The 18,560-nt window shown below is 42.4% G+C and carries 16 protein-coding genes; 4 read left to right on the top strand and 12 right to left on the bottom strand.

The window, feature by feature from the left end; all coding sequences use genetic code 11:
• Window positions 1-8: 8 nt before the first annotated feature.
• Window positions 9-2,579, bottom strand: a complete 2,571-nt coding sequence (locus EOD41_RS09250; protein ID WP_127704532.1) for a phosphoenolpyruvate carboxylase — start codon at window positions 2,577-2,579, stop codon at window positions 9-11.
• A 162-nt stretch (window positions 2,580-2,741) separates the two neighbouring features.
• Between EOD41_RS09250 and EOD41_RS09245 the strand changes: the two genes are divergently transcribed.
• Window positions 2,742-4,928, top strand: a complete 2,187-nt coding sequence (locus tag EOD41_RS09245) for an FUSC family protein (RefSeq protein WP_240663304.1) — start codon at window positions 2,742-2,744, stop codon at window positions 4,926-4,928.
• Here EOD41_RS09245 and EOD41_RS09240 read toward each other — a convergent pair.
• The 9 genes from EOD41_RS09240 to EOD41_RS09200 form a co-directional block, all read right to left on the bottom strand.
• Window positions 4,912-6,255, bottom strand: coding sequence for a PhoH family protein (locus EOD41_RS09240; protein WP_127704531.1), 1,344 nt, complete (start codon window positions 6,253-6,255; stop codon window positions 4,912-4,914). The genes EOD41_RS09245 and EOD41_RS09240 overlap by 17 nt on opposite strands.
• A gap of 1,158 nt (window positions 6,256-7,413) precedes the next feature.
• Entirely contained in the window at window positions 7,414-8,172 is a 759-nt protein-coding gene (locus EOD41_RS09235) for a TIGR03915 family putative DNA repair protein (protein ID WP_127704530.1), read from the bottom strand.
• Window positions 8,172-9,428, bottom strand: coding sequence for a putative DNA modification/repair radical SAM protein (locus tag EOD41_RS09230; RefSeq protein WP_127704529.1), 1,257 nt, complete (start codon window positions 9,426-9,428; stop codon window positions 8,172-8,174). Before EOD41_RS09230 ends, EOD41_RS09235 begins: the two co-directional genes overlap by 1 nt.
• 69 nt (window positions 9,429-9,497) lie before the next feature.
• A complete protein-coding gene (locus EOD41_RS09225) occupies window positions 9,498-10,118 on the bottom strand; it encodes a PAS domain-containing protein (protein WP_127704528.1) in 621 nt (206 codons plus the stop codon).
• Between the two features lie 64 nt (window positions 10,119-10,182).
• On the bottom strand, window positions 10,183-10,644 hold the full coding sequence (locus EOD41_RS09220; RefSeq protein ID WP_127704527.1) for a hypothetical protein: 462 nt from the start codon (window positions 10,642-10,644) through the stop codon (window positions 10,183-10,185).
• Between the two features lie 12 nt (window positions 10,645-10,656).
• Complete coding sequence (bioB, locus tag EOD41_RS09215; RefSeq protein WP_127704526.1) at window positions 10,657-11,676, bottom strand: biotin synthase BioB; 1,020 nt, start codon at window positions 11,674-11,676, stop codon at window positions 10,657-10,659.
• A gap of 30 nt (window positions 11,677-11,706) precedes the next feature.
• Entirely contained in the window at window positions 11,707-13,056 is a 1,350-nt protein-coding gene (gene mgtE, locus EOD41_RS09210; protein ID WP_127704525.1) for a magnesium transporter, read from the bottom strand.
• 100 nt (window positions 13,057-13,156) lie between these two features.
• On the bottom strand, window positions 13,157-13,435 hold the full coding sequence (locus EOD41_RS09205; protein ID WP_127704524.1) for a hypothetical protein: 279 nt from the start codon (window positions 13,433-13,435) through the stop codon (window positions 13,157-13,159).
• Window positions 13,436-13,524: 89 nt separating this feature from the next.
• Window positions 13,525-14,139 carry a WbqC family protein gene (locus EOD41_RS09200; RefSeq protein ID WP_127704523.1) on the bottom strand — a complete coding sequence of 205 codons (615 nt, stop codon included), beginning with the start codon at window positions 14,137-14,139 and terminating at the stop codon, window positions 13,525-13,527.
• 36 nt (window positions 14,140-14,175) lie between these two features.
• Between EOD41_RS09200 and EOD41_RS09195 the strand changes: the two genes are divergently transcribed.
• Window positions 14,176-15,057, top strand: a complete 882-nt coding sequence (locus EOD41_RS09195; RefSeq protein ID WP_127704522.1) for a lysophospholipid acyltransferase family protein — start codon at window positions 14,176-14,178, stop codon at window positions 15,055-15,057.
• Window positions 15,058-16,080 (top strand): glycosyltransferase family 2 protein, encoded by a 1,023-nt coding sequence (locus EOD41_RS09190; protein ID WP_127704521.1) that lies wholly within the window; start codon window positions 15,058-15,060, stop codon window positions 16,078-16,080. It begins immediately after the preceding gene.
• Between the two features lie 107 nt (window positions 16,081-16,187).
• Here EOD41_RS09190 and aroQ read toward each other — a convergent pair whose 3' ends face one another.
• Complete coding sequence (gene aroQ / locus EOD41_RS09185) at window positions 16,188-16,601, bottom strand: type II 3-dehydroquinate dehydratase (RefSeq protein ID WP_127704520.1); 414 nt, start codon at window positions 16,599-16,601, stop codon at window positions 16,188-16,190.
• A 41-nt stretch (window positions 16,602-16,642) separates the two neighbouring features.
• Here aroQ and xerD point away from each other — a divergent pair, with 41 nt between their 5' ends.
• A complete protein-coding gene (xerD, locus tag EOD41_RS09180) occupies window positions 16,643-17,542 on the top strand; it encodes a site-specific tyrosine recombinase XerD (protein ID WP_127704519.1) in 900 nt (299 codons plus the stop codon).
• A gap of 88 nt (window positions 17,543-17,630) precedes the next feature.
• On the opposite strand, the gene prmC is transcribed toward xerD, so the two are convergent.
• Window positions 17,631-18,539: a peptide chain release factor N(5)-glutamine methyltransferase gene (prmC, locus tag EOD41_RS09175; protein WP_127704518.1), complete on the bottom strand. Its 909-nt coding sequence runs from the start codon at window positions 18,537-18,539 to the stop codon at window positions 17,631-17,633.
• Between the last annotated feature and the right edge of the window lie 21 nt (window positions 18,540-18,560).

Genomic DNA, 18,560 nt, shown 5'->3' with positions numbered 1-18,560 from the left:
GTAAAAAATTAAGCCAGATTACGGCCTGCATTCACAATACCATACACCGTACGCACTACAAGCTTATTGTAAATTTCACTTAATTCGGGATGACTGTTTTTATTCAGCTCTTGTAAAGCATAGTGCTGCATAATTACCAGCGGCAGTACTATTTTTTCTCGAACAGCTATTGAGCGGCGTTCAACAGGATACTCCTGCATCAATACTTCGCTGCCGGTCAAATCAAGCAATAAGGCTTTAGTCAGCTCAAACTCGTTGTGCAGCTTTGTCCAGAACGCGCCGAATTTTTCATCATTCTGCAGATAAGCCGTTACCCTGAAATCTGATTTAGACATCGACATCATGCAATTATCCAGCATGGTACGGAAAAAGCCTGAGCCTTTGTACAAGTCACGCACCTGCTCCCAGCTGCCTTCGTCTTTCATTTTCTTCAAGGCTGTGCCTACACCATAAAAGCCGGGAATACTTTGTTTTAATTGGCTCCATGAGGTTACAAAGCTGATGGCGCGCAGGTCTTCAAGCTTCAACGGAGCATCGGCATTACGCTTGGTTGGGCGGCTGCTTATGTTAACACGTGAAAGCAATTTAAGCGGACTGAATTTCTCGAGATATTCTACAAACAACGGATCTTCGCGCAGTTCAAGGAACAGGCGGTGGCTTTCGCCCGCCATATCCCCTATCAGTTTTTTATGTTTTGCATCCAGCAAGTCGTGCTGATTAGGATGCAATGCTGATATAATACCTGCGTGTATAAGTTGTTCGGTATTGAACCTTGCCGTTTCAACCGAGCCATATTGCGAACTCACAGTTTGCCCCTGAATAGTTAATTGTATGTGGCGGTTGGCAATCTCACTACCCATTGATGAATAGAAACGGTGTGTTTTACCACCACCACGTGCCGGCGGGCCGCCACGGCCGTCAAAAAATGTCAGGTCGATATTGTACTTACGCGCCATAGCTGTCAGCTCGACTTTACCTTTGTATATCGACCAGTTGGCCATCAGGTAACCACCGTCTTTGGTACTATCGCTAAAGCCAAGCATGATGGTTTGCTTGTTGTTGCGATGTTTAAGGTGTTCTTTGTAGAATGGATGCGTGTAAAGTTTTTCCATTACGCCGGCCGCATGCTGCAGGTCGTTCACGGTTTCAAACAACGGCACAAAATCTATAGGCAGGTGGTCTTTTTCCCATCCGCTCCATAAAAACAAATCGATAAGCTGAAGGATATCTGATGCCTGCTGACAGTTACTTATAATAAAGCGCTGACAGGCTTTTTCACCGTTGCCATGCTGAATCTTTTTCACCAGGCGGATGGTGTTCAACGTATCCTTTGTCATTTCGTCGGCGTCATCCGGGCAAAGGAAATCAGCCTCGTTAAATTTGATGTTCTTGAGCTTTTTTGCTTCGTCAAACTCGAAGTATTCCGGCTTTATACCTGCTTCGGATATTTTTTCGGACGCATATTTAAATACATTACGTAATATGCGGCTGTCCTGCCGGATATCAAGCGTAGCGAAGTAGCAACCGAACAAACGCACCTTGCGGATCATGCCTTCCACCACATCGACAAACAGGCTGTCGTGATCGGTTATTAATGTTTTATGTATTGATTGCAGCAGGCTTAACAGCTCTTCCTGTACATCGTGCGGTTCGCGCTGCGGGTTAAAAGCGTTTTGATAAAGCAGTTTTTCAAGCTTATCAATGGTGTTGCCAAAGCCCCTGAATGTGATACGGCGTTTCAATACCCTGAAATCACGGTAATAGCACCTGAATAATATCTGCCTTAAAATACTGGCAACTGACTTGGTAGTATCGGTGGTTACGTTGGGGTTGCCGTCACGGTCGCCGCCCGGCCAAAAACCAAGCTCCAATATCTGGTTCGACGCATCGATATCGTATTCTTCCTCAAGGGTAGTTTGTATACCCGACATGGCATGGTAAAAAATATTCTCCATAAACCAAATCAGGCTCACCGCCTCGTCAACCGGTGTTGGCGAAGTCTTATTAAAGAAAGGCGTTTTACCTAATTGCTGCAGCAGTTCGTCAATCGAAGTAAGGTCGTTATGCTTCAGCGCCTCAATAAGGTCTGTCATAATACCCAATACTGTACCCGGATAAAACTGCGTAGGGTGAGCAGTTAGCACCAGCCGGAGCGAAAAATCTTTAAACTTATCGCTGATGTCTTTGCGTGTTTGTTCGTTTATAACGGTTTGCTGTAAACTTTGCAAGGTACCTACATCGGCGCGGCTCAGCTTGCCGAATGAAGAATCTTCAATGGCATCAAACAAAACCACCTGACGTTCGATATATTGAATAAACCTGAACATGCGGTTTATCTGTTCCTGGTGGTCGATATCCGGTACATGTTTTTTAAAGAATGATTCAATAATTTCGGTAGGAGATTGCTCCTTTGCGGCGCCCTTTTCGCAATGAGCGCTGAAGAACGGCAGCAATATGCCTATCTCTTTTACCTGATAAAACGGAAGTGTTTGAAACAAACTGTTATACAACTCAAAACGGGCGACAACTTCGTTGTTAAAAGTTGTTTCTCTTTGGCTGAGCTTTAACGATGCGGACATATGATGTATAAGATTAAGAGCAACCGGCGTACTAAATTATACGCTCAAATCGCGGTGAATTTAAACAAAATCATGCAACTTCTGCTTATTAATTACCAATTCGGCAAGTTTATGTCGAATTTTGTGACAAACTAATGCCATTATAAAAGCTATTTTTGTAAAGTGTCTATATTTTCGATCAAAACACTCACTGATTATCCGCCGCTTGAGGTAAAAAGCTTCTTTTACAGCCAATATTTTACCGATGGGTTGCGCATTACAACAGGTGTGCTGCTCCCCTCTCTGGTGCTCTCGCACTTCGGGTTGTTTGATATTGGCTTCATCCTTTCCCTTGGTGCATTGTGTACCTGCGCAATTGACAGTCCCGGCCCTGTAGTGCATAAGCGTAATGCCATGGCCATAGGTAATTTATGTGTTTTTCTGGTAGCGCTTATTACGGGTTTCGCCCGGTTAAACATTTTTATTCTTGGTGTTGAGATAACCGTTTTCTCGTTTATCTTTTCCTTGCTTACCGTTTATGGCAACCGCGCAGCCTCAGTGGGTACGGCTTCCCTGCTTGCCATGGTATTTATGATGGGTAAGGATACCCAGCCGGATGAGGTACTGAAATTTAGCGGCATATTGCTTGCCGGCGGGGTTTGGTATATGCTGTTCAGCTTACTATTCTTCAGGATACGCCCCTACCGTGCCGCGCAGCAAACGCTTGGCGAAAACATTGCCGACATCTCAAAGTTCCTGCGCATTAAGGCCGACTTTTATGATGTAACAAAGGATATCGATGACAGTTATCACAGGCTTGTAGCACAACAGGTACAGGTAAGCCAGCACCAGGATGCCGTACGCGAAATGTTGTTTAAAACGCGTATAACCGTTAAGGAGTCAACCAACGCGAGCCGTATTTTAGTGTTAACGTTTGTCGACCTGGTGGATATGTTTGAGCAGATAATGGCTACACATTACGATTACAGCCGTATACGTGAGACGTTTAAAGACAGCGAAGTGCTGATGCACATAAATAAGCTGTTACATAAAATGGCCGATGAACTGGATAACGTCGGGTTTATGGTGCTGTCAAATATTCGTTATAAACGCATAAATGATCTCAATAAGGAACTTGAACACCTGAAGATTGAGATTGACAAGGCCGGTACCAATCCGGAAGGTGCAAGTAACCTTGTGTTAAAGAAGATATTGATCAACCTGCGCGACCTTAACCAGAAGATACATAACATTTACGATTACTATAATTCAAGTTCGTCAAAGCTGTTGTTTGAAAAAAGCAGCCGTATCGAATTCTCTAAATTTGTAACACATCAGGATTACGCGCCGCACATCTTTTTTGATAACCTCACATTTAGTTCAAGCGCCTTTAAGCACGCGCTGCGGGTGTCGCTGGTGTGTCTTACAGGTTTTATCGTATCAAAATTTATAGCCACCGGACATCATAGCTACTGGATATTGCTAACCATTATCGTGATACTAAAGCCGGGTTTCAGTTTATCGAAACAGCGGAATTATCAGCGTTTAATAGGGACAATAATAGGCGCAGTTGTTGGGGTACTGATACTGGCACTCGTAAAAAATTCAACAGCATTATTTTTAATTATGCTGGTTTTTATGGTGGGCACCTACAGCTTTATCAGGCTGAACTATGTTGTCGCTGTAACGTTTATGACGCCCTTTGTGCTTATCATGCTGAAGTTTGTGGGCATAAGCAGTTACGGCATTGTGCAGGAACGCATTCTTGATACTATAATAGGTTCATCTATAGCTTTTATAGCCAGTTATTTTATCTTTCCATCGTGGGAGTTTGAGCAGATACGCGAAAACCTGCGCGACGTGATACATGCTAACGTAAATTACCTGGTTAAGATAGGTTATTCACTCGCCGGTAAATCAGTAGATATTACCGAATTTAAACTTGCCCGTAAGGATGTATTCGTACACTCGGCTAACTTATCGGGTGCCTTTCAACGGATGACATCCGAGCCAAAAAGCAAACAGGTACGCATTAAGGACATACACAAACTGGTGGTGCTAAACCATATCCTGTCATCATACATCGCTATGATAGCCGCCGGGATGGTTGGTAAGCCGCCCCGCCTGGCCAGACCTTCGGCATTGCGTTCGTTAAAAAGAAGTATAGCCGTATTAAATGATACCAATAAAAAGCTTCACGGCCCGGTTGCCGAACTAAAGATAGATAAGCAGTTAACAGAAGATTTCGGCCCGAACGGACCTGAGGCTACTGCCGACGACAATCTGTTAAAAGAGCAGCTTGCCTTTATTAACAAGATAAGCAACGATATAGCCCGTGTGGCTGATGGGTTTGCTACAGCAATTCTGTAGCTAAATTAGCCAGTTCGCTGCGTTCGCCTTTTTGCAGGGTGATGTGCGCATACAATGGGTGATTTTTTGCTTTATCAATCAGATATGATAAGCCGTTACTTTCCGCGTCCATGTAAGGGGTATCAATCTGGTAAATATCCCCGGTGAACACAAACTTGCTGTTTTCTCCCGCTCTTGAAATGATGGTTTTTACTTCGTGAGGCGTAAGGTTCTGCGCTTCGTCAACAATAAAAAAGATCTTGCTAAGCGTACGTCCGCGTATAAAAGCGAGTGGCGATATGGATATTTTATCGTTATTAACCAGTTCCTCAAGCTTGGCCTGCATCTTTTCATCGCCTGCAAACTGGTCTTTTATAAACTTCAGGTTATCCCAAATGGGCGCCATGTAAGGGTCAACCTTTGATTTTACATCTCCCGGCAAAAAGCCGATATCCTTATTACTAAGCGGAACAATTGGGCGGGTAACAAATATTTGCCTGTAAAACTTTCGTTGTTCAAGGGCGCTGGCAAGCGCCAGCAGTGTTTTACCTGTGCCTGCGTTGCCTTGTATGCTAACCAGCTTTATATCCGGATGCAGCAGCGCATGTATAGCCATGGCCTGTTCGGTATTGCGTGGGAAAATGTTTAACGCCGGCTGCTCTGTTACTTTTTCAAACTGTCCCAACTGGGCGTTATAAAATACCGGTACTGACGTTTTTTTGCTGTTAAGAATGTAAAAATGATTACCGGGATAAGCTTGAACGTTTAACTGATTGGCAGAAAGAACATTGTTTTTGTTTAACTGCGATAACGACTTTTCGGTTATTTTATCAACTGATGTAACGCCGGTGTACAGCTCATCAACATTTTTAACCTTACCTGTTTCGTAGTCTTCCGCATTTATGTTAAGCGATTTCGCTTTCAGCCTGAGGCAGATATCTTTTGATACCAGGATCACCTTTTTATCAGGATGCTCTTCCTGGATGCTTAGGGCGGAGTTAAGTATACGGTGGTCGGTTTTGTCTGATCCGAATACCTTTTCGGCATCGGTAGACGATTTATTGTCCATTATCACCCTGAAGCTCCCCCGGCTGTTTCCGTTTAACGGTGTCCACTGGTTAAGCAGGTTGTTTTTGCTGATATCGTCTATCAGGCGTAAAAAGCTTCGCGCTTCAAAGTTGCGGGTATCGTTCCCCGACTTCTTATTATCCAGCTCTTCAAGTACCTGAACGGGTATTGCCACGTCATGCTCCTGAAAATTCTCGAATGCGTTATGGTCGTACAAAATAACCGAAGTATCCAGAACAAATATCTTTTTAGCCGTAGTCTTATTCCTGCCATCCTTCATACATGGCTAAATTAGTAAAATTAGTGCATTAGTGAGTGGTGAGTAGTTAATAGTGAGTAGTATATGTCATTTCGACTATAAGGAGAAATCTTTGAAGCGGAGTGATTTCTCCCCGTTCCTTGTCGAAGTTAATTCGCCTAATTATTAAAAACTATGTCATTTCGACTGTAAGGAGAAATCTTCTTGAAAGCGGCATGATTTCTCCCCGTTCCTTGTCGAAGTTAATTCGCCTAATTATTAAAAACTATGTCATTTCGACTGTAAGGAGAAATCTTCTTGAAAGCGGCATGATTTCTCGCCGTTCCTTGTCGAAGTTAATTCGCCTAATTATTAAAAACTATGTCATTTCGACTGTAAGGAGAAATCTTCTTGAAAGCGGCATGATTTCTCCCCGTTCCTTGTCGAAGTTTAGTAATTAAAAACTATGTCATTTCGACTGTAAGGAGAAATCTTCTGAAATCGATGTTTGCATGTGCATATCGAAGAAGATTTCTCCTCGTTCCTCGTCGAAATGACAATTAGAATTAACTTCTATGATAATAGATATTTCCTGTTAAGCCCCTCTCCCTTGGAGAGGGGTTGGGGTGAGGCAGGCCTAAAATGCAAAACGGAAGCCACCTCTTGCGATCGGACTTCCGTTTCTAACCCCTTACACGGCCGTAGCCGGTATAGAGCATCAAGTTTTGTGTACTGTTGAACCCGTCAGGCTCTTCAATCCTGTCACCCTCGCGGGTGTCCGGCTGATCATGCCAATGACTATTGCTTCTTGTTGCTTTTACTCCGTAGAGTTCCGCAATTTCTGCAATACCCCGTTAACTACGTTTCTTGTTCGAATTAACTTTCGTAAATTCTCTTTTTCTATGTAGTTCAAGCACTTCCCTTGATCTTTAGCTCCCCCGAAGGTTCGCCCGATTCAATTTCTTTTACTTGTAGGGCTGTCAAAGTACGTCGTTCTTGATAATACTAAGGTAGCTCGTTGAGGCACACTTGTCAAGTGTTTTCTGAAATTTTTTGTTAACAGGTTATGCACAATTTCATTAACATTAATAGACATTGATTTATAATTACTTACGCTACAAACACATAATCATTAACATTCGGCTTATACACAATTTTGATGGAATAAATAAATTGCTGCGCTTTTTAAAACTACTGAAATCAGAATTTTTCAGGCAGATGTTTCCAGTACCTTCGCGGTATATGGCGTAAATGCAGCTTGGTGTTTTTGCGCGAAGGAATGTTTACGCTGTGAAAATAATTTTTCCAAAGATGCTGATATAAGCCCTCATCCTCTGTATATGAGGCTATAGTATTAACTGCCTGGTTATTGTCATTAAAATCAATAGAAATGAATTGCGTATCGTGCAGATCGTAATAGATACCATATTGACGCCTGATATCATAAATTATCCATTTCTGATCGGCATAGCGGTTTTTAAAATGCCGCACAAGCAATGGCAATACGTTAAAATCGGGCTCAATAGCCGAATAGAAAACACCATCTTTCAGTTTTTGAAAACGCACAAATGCTTCCATCCTGTGCTTTTCGCGCCGCAACGAGCGCACAATTTCTGATACGCGCATAACATACCTGTTGCCATAATCTTCCTCAATATTTTGCGACGAATCAAACACATAACGTATATAGCCTATCAGCGTGTTCTCCTCTCCTTCCATGTCGCCGGTATGTGCAATGTATAATCGCTGTATTCCGGCCGCCGACAGCTTTTTATGCAAGCCTTTTAATACTCTTACAGCACGGCCTTCATCAGTAACAACCTGCATTACATTTTCAAACAAAGCGGTGGTATTCCATTCACCTTTCTTCAGGCGCACATGCTGCAGTTTATGCTCATAAATTTCGAAAACGGCCGTAAGCAAACCTTCAAACGTGCCGTCGTAAATCAGGGTTGTCATTAAAAGATACTCAGTTGTGTTGTCGAATTCTTTAAATACTTGCTTGTTGATTCGGCCAGTATAAACTGCTTTATTTTTGTGCCGGTAAGGTCGCGACGTTCATAATCGCGACTGTTGCAAAAAATAAAATACCGTGCCCGGTTGATAGCTACGCCTATTTTTTTTAGCTGATCCCAACCAAGTTTACCAAACATACGTGCGCTCACAATTTTTTGTGCCGACTGCAACCCTATCCCGGGCACACGCAATATCAGTTGCAAATCGGCCTTATTTATGTCCAGCGGAAATATATGCAGGTTACGTATGGCCCAGCTTAGTTTTGGGTCGATATCCAGATCAAGGTGCGGCTGGTTTTGATTGACGATCTCGTTTACCGTAAACCCGTAAAAACGCATCAGCCAGTCGGCCTGATATAGGCGGTTCTCCCGTACCATTGGCACGGCGGTATTTAATGCAGGCAGGCGGCTATCGGTAAGTACCGGTACATAGCCCGAATAATAAACCCGCCTCAGCCGAAAATTCTTATAAAAGTAATTAGCCGATTGCAGTATCTGGTTGTCATTCTCGGGTGTGGCACCGATGATCATTTGTGTACTCTGCCCTGCCGGCGCGAACATCGGCGCTTTTTTGAATATCTTTTTTTCTTCTGTCCGCTGGATGATCTCATTCTTCAGGAAACCCATCGGCTGTATCATGTCCTGACGGTTTTTATCCGGCGCGAGGAGTTTCAGACCTTCTTCAGTCGGCATTTCAAGATTTACACTTAGGCGGTCGGCATACAGGCCGGCCTCGCGCATTAGTTCATCACTGGCACCGGGAATGGATTTCAGGTGGATATAACCGTTAAAGTTATGTTCGGTGCGCAGTTTTTTTGCCACCAGCACAAGCCGCTCCATGGTATAATCGGCATTTTTAAAAATGCCTGAACTTAAAAATAAGCCCTCGATATAGTTTCGGCGATAAAAATTAATGGTCAGGTCGACAACCTCCTGAACGGTGAAAGCAGCGCGTTTAATGTCGTTACTTTTGCGGGATACACAGTAAGCGCAATCATAAATACAATGATTGGTAAGCAGTATCTTCAGCAACGACACGCATCGGCCGTCTTCGGTATATGAGTGGCAAATGCCATTACTGGCATTGCCTAAACCCTTATTCTCATTCTTCCGCTTGCTCCCGCTCGACGCGCATGATACATCATATTTGGCCGCATCGGCCAATATATTAAGCTTTTCGGTTATCCTGTCAACATTCATCTCAAATCAAAAATACTAATATTTTTAGTATTTATAAGATTTGATCGAAATAGTTTACTCCTATTTAGTTTATTCTGAAGTATCTGCTTTTATGATGATATTTTTAATCGCTTCATCCAGCCGGTTGCTGCTTTCTTCCAACATAGCGCATATGGCTGCTTCGCTTGCACCAAGATTCAATTTTTTTAAAATGCCTACCAGTCCCATTATATTAGCTAATGGTGCACGTACAATATGTGATTGTTCGTAGGCTATTGTTTCAAGCAATACCTGTTTGTTCTCAAGGTCTTTATTAATATTCTGTACCTCGTTTTTAACACTTTCATATTCGGTGATATCATAACCCAGGCAAAAGATTCCTTGCGGCACGCCATCTTCTACCATTAAAGTAAACTCCCACTGGGTAACAACATATCCGCCCTGTCCGTTATGCTTGCGTATAGTGGCCGGAAAAAGCTTGCCCGGTTCAGCAAAGCATTTGCCGCCAACTTCTTCACAAACCTTTATATCGTCCGGATGCATGGTGATATAAAAAGGCTGGCCTACCAAGTTTTCATGTATGTATTTAAAGCTATTGGCGTAATTATTATTTATATAGCTATATTTTCCTTCGTTGTCAGTACAGATGATATAATAAAAATTAGAATCGTGAAGCAGCTTTTTGGTAGGTTCGAAGTTGGATATAAGCATATTCAGTAAAGTAATTTAGCCGTAATTATATTGTGTAGTTGATTTTACTTTACTGGTAATATAATTATGAAGTTGTTTGTTTATTTAAAACGAGGTTTTCAAAATTTTCTTTGATACGCGCCCTTACATTATAATCTGTGAAATCTATAATATTAAGATTATAGGTGATATTGCTGAATGTATAAATTTCTATTAGATCCATGCCTACCGAAATAGATGTAATATCGCTTACATTAATTTCCTTTGGAATGTTGTTGTCGAACAATTTATAGAATATTTTATGTGACCACCATTTGATATACTGGCTTTTTCTTTTGCTAAGTCTCTTGAAAGATGTAAACGAAGAAATTGAGCTGAAAAGCAAAAGCAAACAATCAAAAATAAATCCTATACCTTTCTCTGAATGCAAATTCAAAATTATTTTTGCGAGAAAGCATATAAATAATAGTAAACCTGCGATTAAAGATATTTTAGCAAAGTTATCAGCCTTGTTACTTTTTACTTCGTCAAGTAAAACGTCTTCCATTAAATAATGATATTACCCAATCACTTCATTAATACTCATTTCCCTAACTTCTTTCACTTCATTAGGACGGCCGTTTTTAAAGGCTTCGCGTGGTTTTAGGCCAAGCAATTCAAACATGGCCATATCATCGCTGAAAGCAGGGTTTGGTGTGGTCAATAATTTATCACCGGCAAATATGGAGTTTGCGCCGGCCATAAAGCAGAAAGCCTGTTCAAGTGTGGTCATTTCGGTACGACCGGCTGATAGGCGTACAACCGTTCTCGGCATAATGATGCGCGCGGTAGCTATCATGCGCACCATTTCCCAAACAGAAACACGCGGCTGGTCAGCCAATGGCGTTCCTTTAACCGGAACCAGTGCATTAATCGGCACCGATTCTGGATGTTTAGGCAGGTTTGATAGCGTTTTCAGCATCGAAATACGGTCTTCTTCAGTTTCACCCAAGCCGATGATGCCGCCGCTGCAAACGGTAAGTTTTGCTTTGCGGGCATGCTCAAGGGTTTTCAGGCGGTCGTCGTAAGTACGGGTAGTAATGATACGTTTATAGTCGTCTTCAGATGTATCAAGATTGTGGTTGTAGGCATATAAGCCTGCATCAGCAAGGCGTTGTGCCTGGTTTTCGGTAAGCATACCAAGGGTACAGCAAACCTCCATGTCCATAGAGTTTACGGCCTTCACCATTTCAAGCACCTTATCAAAGTCGCGGTTATCGCGTACTTCCCGCCAGGCCGCACCCATGCATAAACGGGAAGCGCCGCCGTCTTTGGCTCTTTGAGCGGCCATTACTACCTCGTGTAAAGGCATCAGGGCATGTACGTCAACCCCTGTATTATAACGGGCGGCCTGAGGGCAATATGCGCAATCTTCAGGGCAGCCGCCTGTTTTTATTGATATTAACGAACTTATTTGCACCTCGGCATAGTCTTTATTCTCGCGGTGAATGGTAGCCGCGCGGTAAACAAGATCTAATAAAGGCGAGTGGTATATTTCAGCTATTTCTTCTATTGTCCAGTTGTTCCGTACCTCTGTCATATCTTTTCAAATGGTTTGAAGCGTGCAAATTTATAATAAAAGCTTAGATGCCAACCAAAGCGGCAGCAAAAAGCCTATACAATCGGTAAATGTCGTAATAATTATTGATGATGCCACCGCAGGGTCGATCCCTACCCTTTTCAATATCAGCGGTATAGTTGCTCCTGTTAAACCAGCAATTATCAGGTTACCCGTCATCGCCAGAAACATCACCAAACCCAGCATCGGGTTAGCATCATAAAAATAAGCTACCGCGAACACTATTACGCCGTTGGTAGCGCCATTTATCATGCCCACCAAAAATTCTTTTAATACAGTAACGTATGCTTGCCTGTCGCTCAAATCGCTAAGTGATATACGCCTTACTGTTACCGCCAATGCCTGTGTGGCTGCGTTGCCACCCATACTTGCAATAATTACAATGTAGGCGGCAACAATGGGCAGTTTTTTAGCTGTATCGTCAAAACTACGTATGACCGATGCGGCTAAAAATGCTGTACCAAGGTTTACAATAAGCCAGGGTAAACGGCTTTTCACCGCGTCCTGCCAGCTACCGGCAAGTTCCTCGTCTTCAGATACACCTGAGATCTTTAAGATGTCCTCAGTGTTCTCTTCTTCCATTACGTCAATAATATCATCAACAGTAATGCGGCCAAGCAACTTCATGTCGGCATCAACAACAGGGATACTCGTTAAGTTATATTGCGATATCAGTCTGGCAACTTCTTCCTGATCAACATGCGCCTCTACATAAACAAACTCATTAACCAGCAGGTCTTTTATTTTAGCGTCGGCACGGGCTTTTATAATGCTTTTTACAGATACTATTCCCTGAAGAGTCCCTTCATCATCAATCGCATAAATGGTGTAAAACTCTTCCATTTCTTCAGATTGACGGATAACTTCATCAAGGGCGTTTTTCTTGTTCAGGCAAACGTTAACCTTGATTACATCAGTATTCATCAGTCCGCCTGCGGTATCCTCATCGTAGGTTAGCAGCGTACGGATATGGGTGGCATCCTCTTCATTCAGGTCTTCAAGTATCTCCTGCTGATCTTCTTCATCAAGCTGCGAAATAATATCGGTAGCAACGTCGTAATCCAGCTCTTCAACAATTTCCGAGCGTTTTTCAGGATCAAGGCTAATTAATATTTCTTCAGGGTGATGTTCTTCATCCATCTCGGAGATAACTTCCGAGGCAAATTGGGCCGGCAGGATGCTGATGATCTTTTCTTTCGCTTCATGCGGAAGTTTTTCGAAAATTATGGCAATTTCTGAAGCATGATATTCCTGCAAAATTGTTTCCAATTCTGCGTCATCCCTTTCAAGCGCAGCTTTTATGCGTTGAAGGTCTGTTTTATCAATTTCAAAAGATTGCATATCCGACTAATGTAAGCAAAATTCCGGCCTGCAGGAAACAAAAAAGGGCGATATTACTATCGCCCCCGTGGGAATGGTCAATTAATCACAATGTCTTTTATTAAGCTACTTTTTGCAGTTTGTAAGAGGTATTCTCATGGTTTATAACAAGTTCGTCAAGGCCGATATGCTCAACCATTATCCTGCGCTCGCCTAACCTATCGTAATTATGAATAAGTAAATAAAGATTGCCGTCAGCCTTAATCATGCGGAATGGCGACACAATTGTTCCGGCAGGTTTGGCATCCTTGTAATAACTTATTTTTAGAAGATGCCTCACAAAATCGAATTCGAACCTTTTCTCATTTTCGAGATAGATTCCCAAAGGCAGGTTGTTCATGATGTTATAGTAGGATTTTTAGTTTCTTACTATTACAACAGCATGGTTTGCCTATTGTTTGATGAAATAGAAAATAATTTATTAAACTGTTAAAGATATTGCAGTGCTTGCGGCCCCTGGTTAAACAACAGATCGACAATGCTTAAATCGGGCAAAAAGCCGTGCCTTTCCTCAAATACCTGGTAGTATGTCTTTGATATTGCAACTGCAGGCTTTTTTGGGTGGATGCTTTCGCGGAAATCGGCAACCGGCGCAGCGTACGCAGGTTCAAAAGATTCAGTAAATCTCAGTTCCGTTTTTATTTTGAGAAGCTTCAATATCAGCTCAAGCAATTGCTGATTGTAATCAAAAAGATATTCAAACTTACCCTCATAAAACGGAGTGAAATAGTCTTCGTAATATTCAAAATAGGCTGAACGGCGGTAACAGGCCTGCAGGCTCATCCAGTGCAGGCGCTGCCAGTTAAAATCGTAACTAATGCGTACATCCTTAACCTTAGTATGATTCTTTGAACCTTTTATAACAGGTACCACCAGACTCAACACACCGTCCGGCGAGTAAACATTGGCCCGGTTGCGGTAGGTTTGCTTGGGGAAATGTTCCTCCCTTTCAATATAAACATCAGGCTTAAATGTGTTGAATTGTGTAAAGTAAGCTGCCGGTGGCAGATAAAACAATGGTAGCACAGCGCCTTTATCGATCATATATTTTATGTTTGTGGTCAAATTTCGCAGAAAATAATGATAAACAAAGGGCTTTCATATGTTGGGATAGGTATTTTATACCTTATCTCGCTGTTACCCTTTTGGTTATTGTATTTAATTGCCGATGTTTTATTTGTGCTGATGTACTATGTTATTGGTTACCGGCGCAAGGTTGTGCAAGACAATCTGAAAAATGCTTTCCCCGAAAAAGGCGCAGAAGAAAGGCAACTTATTGAGCGTCGCTTTTTTCGTTATTTTGCCGACCTGGTAGTTGAAACTATTAAGGGTATTACTATATCCGAGAAAAGTTTACGCCAACGTATGCAGGTTCCGAATATCGAGATCATTGAAAAATATTTTGGCGAAGGTCGAAATATAATTGGTGCTGTAGGACATTACTGCAACTGGGAAATGGGAGCGCTGGGTTTTAGTATTTATACCAATAAGAACCGGGTTATTGTGTACAAACCGCTTAGCAGCGAAATATTTGATAACTTTTTTATTAAAGTACGCTCCCGCTTTGGCGCTACGCTGGTTTCAATGAAAAACACCCTGCGCAAACTGGTTGAGCTTAAAAATGAGCTTACCATGAGCGTACTGGTAGCCGATCAAACGCCGGTGCAGCACGAGGCGCATTTTTTTACTGAGTTTTTAAATCAACCAACCGCTGTATTTTTAGGCATAGAAAAACTTGCCAAACTAACCAACGCAGTTGTTGTTTTTTGCGATATTAAACGCGTAAAAAGAGGCTATTATACATGTACATTTGTGCCGCTCGCTGAAGAACCCAAACAAACAGCTGAGTATGAAATTACTAAGCTGCATGTAAAATATTTGGAGAGCATGATAAAGCACGAGCCGCAATATTGGTTGTGGAGCCACCGCAGGTGGAAATTTAAGTCCCGGGAACAAAATTAAATGAGTATTTCACCTAAAGTAGCCGTAGTAATATTAAACTGGAACGGCATAAAACACCTTCAGCAATTTCTTCCCTCCGTATTGGCGTCAACCTGGCAAAACATTGAGATCGTGCTGGGCGACAACGCGTCTACAGATGGCTCAGTTGAATGGGTTAAAAGCCGGTATCCACAGATAAATGTTATTCAAAACGACGCTAATTATGGCTTTACCGGTGGATATAACCGTGTTTTACAGCATGTGGACGCTGACTATTTTGTGCTGCTTAATTCAGACATTGAAGTACAGCCCCGCTGGATAGAGCCGGTGATCTCGATGATGGAAAGCGATGACAACATTGCCGCGGCTGCTCCGAAAATATTATCATACGCAAATAAAAGCATGTTTGAACATGCCGGGGCTGCAGGCGGCTTTATCGATAGTTTTGGTTATCCATTTTGCCGTGGGCGAATGTTCTATGAAATTGAAGAAGATAAAGGCCAGTACGATGTTTCAGACGAAGTGTTTTGGGCTACAGGTGCCGCGCTGTTTATAAAGAAGAAATGCTGGGACGAAGCAGGCGGTTTTGATGAGCGTTTTTTTGCCCATATGGAAGAAATTGACCTGTGCTGGCGTTTGAAGAACATGGGCTACAAGATAATGTATTGCGCGCAGTCGGTAGTTTATCACGTGGGCGGCGGTACGCTCAATACCGAAAATCCGTTTAAAACATACCTGAATTTCCGCAACAACCTGCTTCTGCTGAAAAAGAACCTGCCTAAGGGACGTGCTTCATTTGTAATCGGCACGCGTTTCTGGCTCGATCTGTTGGCCATTTTCCGGTTTTTAAGCGAAGGTAAACGCAAGGATGCCTGGGCAGTAAGCAAAGCGCATCAGAATTTTGTACGTCACATCTTTAAAAAAGAAGACCGGCCGAAAGCACCACGTGCATTAACCGGCATGTACAAAGGCAGTTTAGTGGCGGAATTTTTTGTTAGGAAAAAGAGAAAATTTTCTGATTTGGATAAAGGTTGCTTTGAGTAAAGAATAATTATTTGTCATCCCGAACTTGTTTCGGGATCTCTCAGAACTGAGTAAGATAGCAAGAGAGATGCTGAAACAAGTTCAGCATGACATTTTGAGAATAATTATCAAACAAAACTTTCCACCGCCAATCTGTACGATTCCATCCCGAAACCGGCAATAACCCCCTTACAGTTTTTGGCCATTAATGATGTCTGGCGGTATTCTTCACGCTTGTACACATTGCTTATGTGTACTTCAACAACCGGGGTGTTGATAGCGGCAATAGCGTCGGCAATAGCTATGGACGTATGAGTGTAAGCGCCGGCATTCATTACAATGCCATCATAACTAAAGCCAACTTCATGCAGTTTATTTATAATTTCGCCCTCAACATTACTTTGGTAGTAACTGAATGCGATGTTTGGGTAACGCGAACGCAATTGCTCAAGATAAGCTTCAAAGCTGGTGTCGCCGTAAACAGATTTTTCGCGAACACCAAGCAGGTTTAAATTAGGGCCGTTGATAATGAGTATATTCATTTGCCCAAACTTAATTATAAAATAGCAAAAGCAAAATCAAATTGAACTGGCAGGCTGCAATAAAAGGTTTTCAAAACTATCTCAAGCTTGAGCGCTCGCTTTCGGGTAACTCAATTGAGGCATACACAAGAGACATAGATAAACTTGCACAATTTGCTGACAGTGAAATAAATAAGCTTTCTCCGGAAGGCATCAAGTTAGCAGACCTACGCCGTTTTATTATCTGGATAAACGAGCTGGGCATGATACCCTCATCACAGGCGCGCATCCTGTCGGGCATTAAAGCCTTTTACAAATACATGCTGATGGAAGACCTGATAAAGGCCGATCCATCTGAACTATTGGAAGCACCGAAAATACAGCGTAAGCTGCCCGACACGCTGAGTTATGATGAGATAAACGCCATAATTGCCGCCATCGACCTTTCAAAACCTGAAGGCCCTCGAAATAAGGCGATACTTGAAGTTTTATATGGTAGTGGACTTAGGGTGAGCGAGTTAACTGAACTAAAGTTATCTAACCTTTACCTTGATATTGAATTTATAAAGGTAACCGGCAAGGGAAACAAGGAGCGACTGGTACCCATAGGAGAAGCTGCAATAAAGGCGCTTAAAATTTGGATAAACGAGGCACGTGTACATGTGCCTGTTCAAAAAGGTGAAGAAGACATTGTGTTTCTGAACCGGAGAGGCAAACGGCTTACACGGGTATATATTTTTTTAATGCTGAAAGAGCTGGCGCAGCTGGCAGGTATAAGGAAATCAATTAGTCCGCATACACTGAGACATTCGTTTGCCACTCACCTGGTTGAAGGCGGCGCCGACCTGCGCGCCGTACAGGAAATGCTGGGGCATGAAAGCATCACCACTACCGAAATTTATACGCACCTTGACAGGGAGTATTTAAAGAGCACGATTATTCAATATCACCCGCGTAATTAGGACTCGAATTTTAGGAATTAAGGAATTATCAGAATTTAGATTGCGTTAAGGGAAATTCTGATAATTCCTTAATTCACAAAATTCTGGTTCAGACACTTGCTTTCACCATTCTATCCCTCCCTTTCATATCCTGTCTTAACTCGATGTTTTTAAACCCCTTATCAGTCAGCATATCAACTGTTTGTTTACCGTAGCTTTCATTTATTTCGAAGAATAATAGTCCGCTTGGCATTAGCGTTTTAAGTGCATAATTGGCAATGGCTTTGTAGAATAGTAACGGGTCATCCTGCGGCACAAACAAAGCTGTGTGTGGCTCAAAATCGGTTACGTTGGTATGCATCAACTCCTTATCGGCCGGGGTGACGTATGGCGGGTTGGAGATGATTAGTGAGTAGCGATCAGAAAGTAGAGATTTGTTGTTTGCCGCATTTAATATATCAGCTTCAATAAAGTTAACCTCAGTTTTGTTGAGTTCAGCGTTTACTTTGGCTGTTTTTAACGCCTCGGGAGAAATATCTATAGCACTTACCGAAGCGTCAGGCAGATTTTTTTTCAAACTGATAGCAATACAACCGCTACCGGTGCCGATGTCAAGGATGGTTAATGGCGAGGCACTTGGTGCAGGGTGCTTAGCGTTTACACCATCCGCCTTCCGCCATGCTCCAACTACTACCGAAATCACCCACTCTACCAGTTCCTCAGTTTCAGGGCGGGGTATTAGTACCGAAGAATTGACTTTAAATGGCAATCCATAAAATTCAGTTTCACCGGTAATATACTGTAATGGTCTGCCGGTTTTAAGTTCTGTGAGGATGGCAGATAGTTTTCCTGATTGTGTATCCATAAGCTCTTGTTCAGGAAACGCCTTAACAGTAGCCCTTGAGAAACCGGTAATATCTGTTAATATCAAAAGGGTAAGCGCCTCAATTTCAGTAGGCGCGTATAGGTTGGCAAGCTCTAAACGGAATATATTGAAAGCATCCTTCACAGTTTTCATGCAACAAAGTAACATAAAAGC

Source organism: Mucilaginibacter limnophilus (genome assembly GCF_004005815.1).
Taxonomy (GTDB): Bacteria; Bacteroidota; Bacteroidia; order Sphingobacteriales; family Sphingobacteriaceae; genus Mucilaginibacter; species Mucilaginibacter limnophilus.
This window is presented reverse-complemented; position numbering and strand designations above follow the sequence as displayed.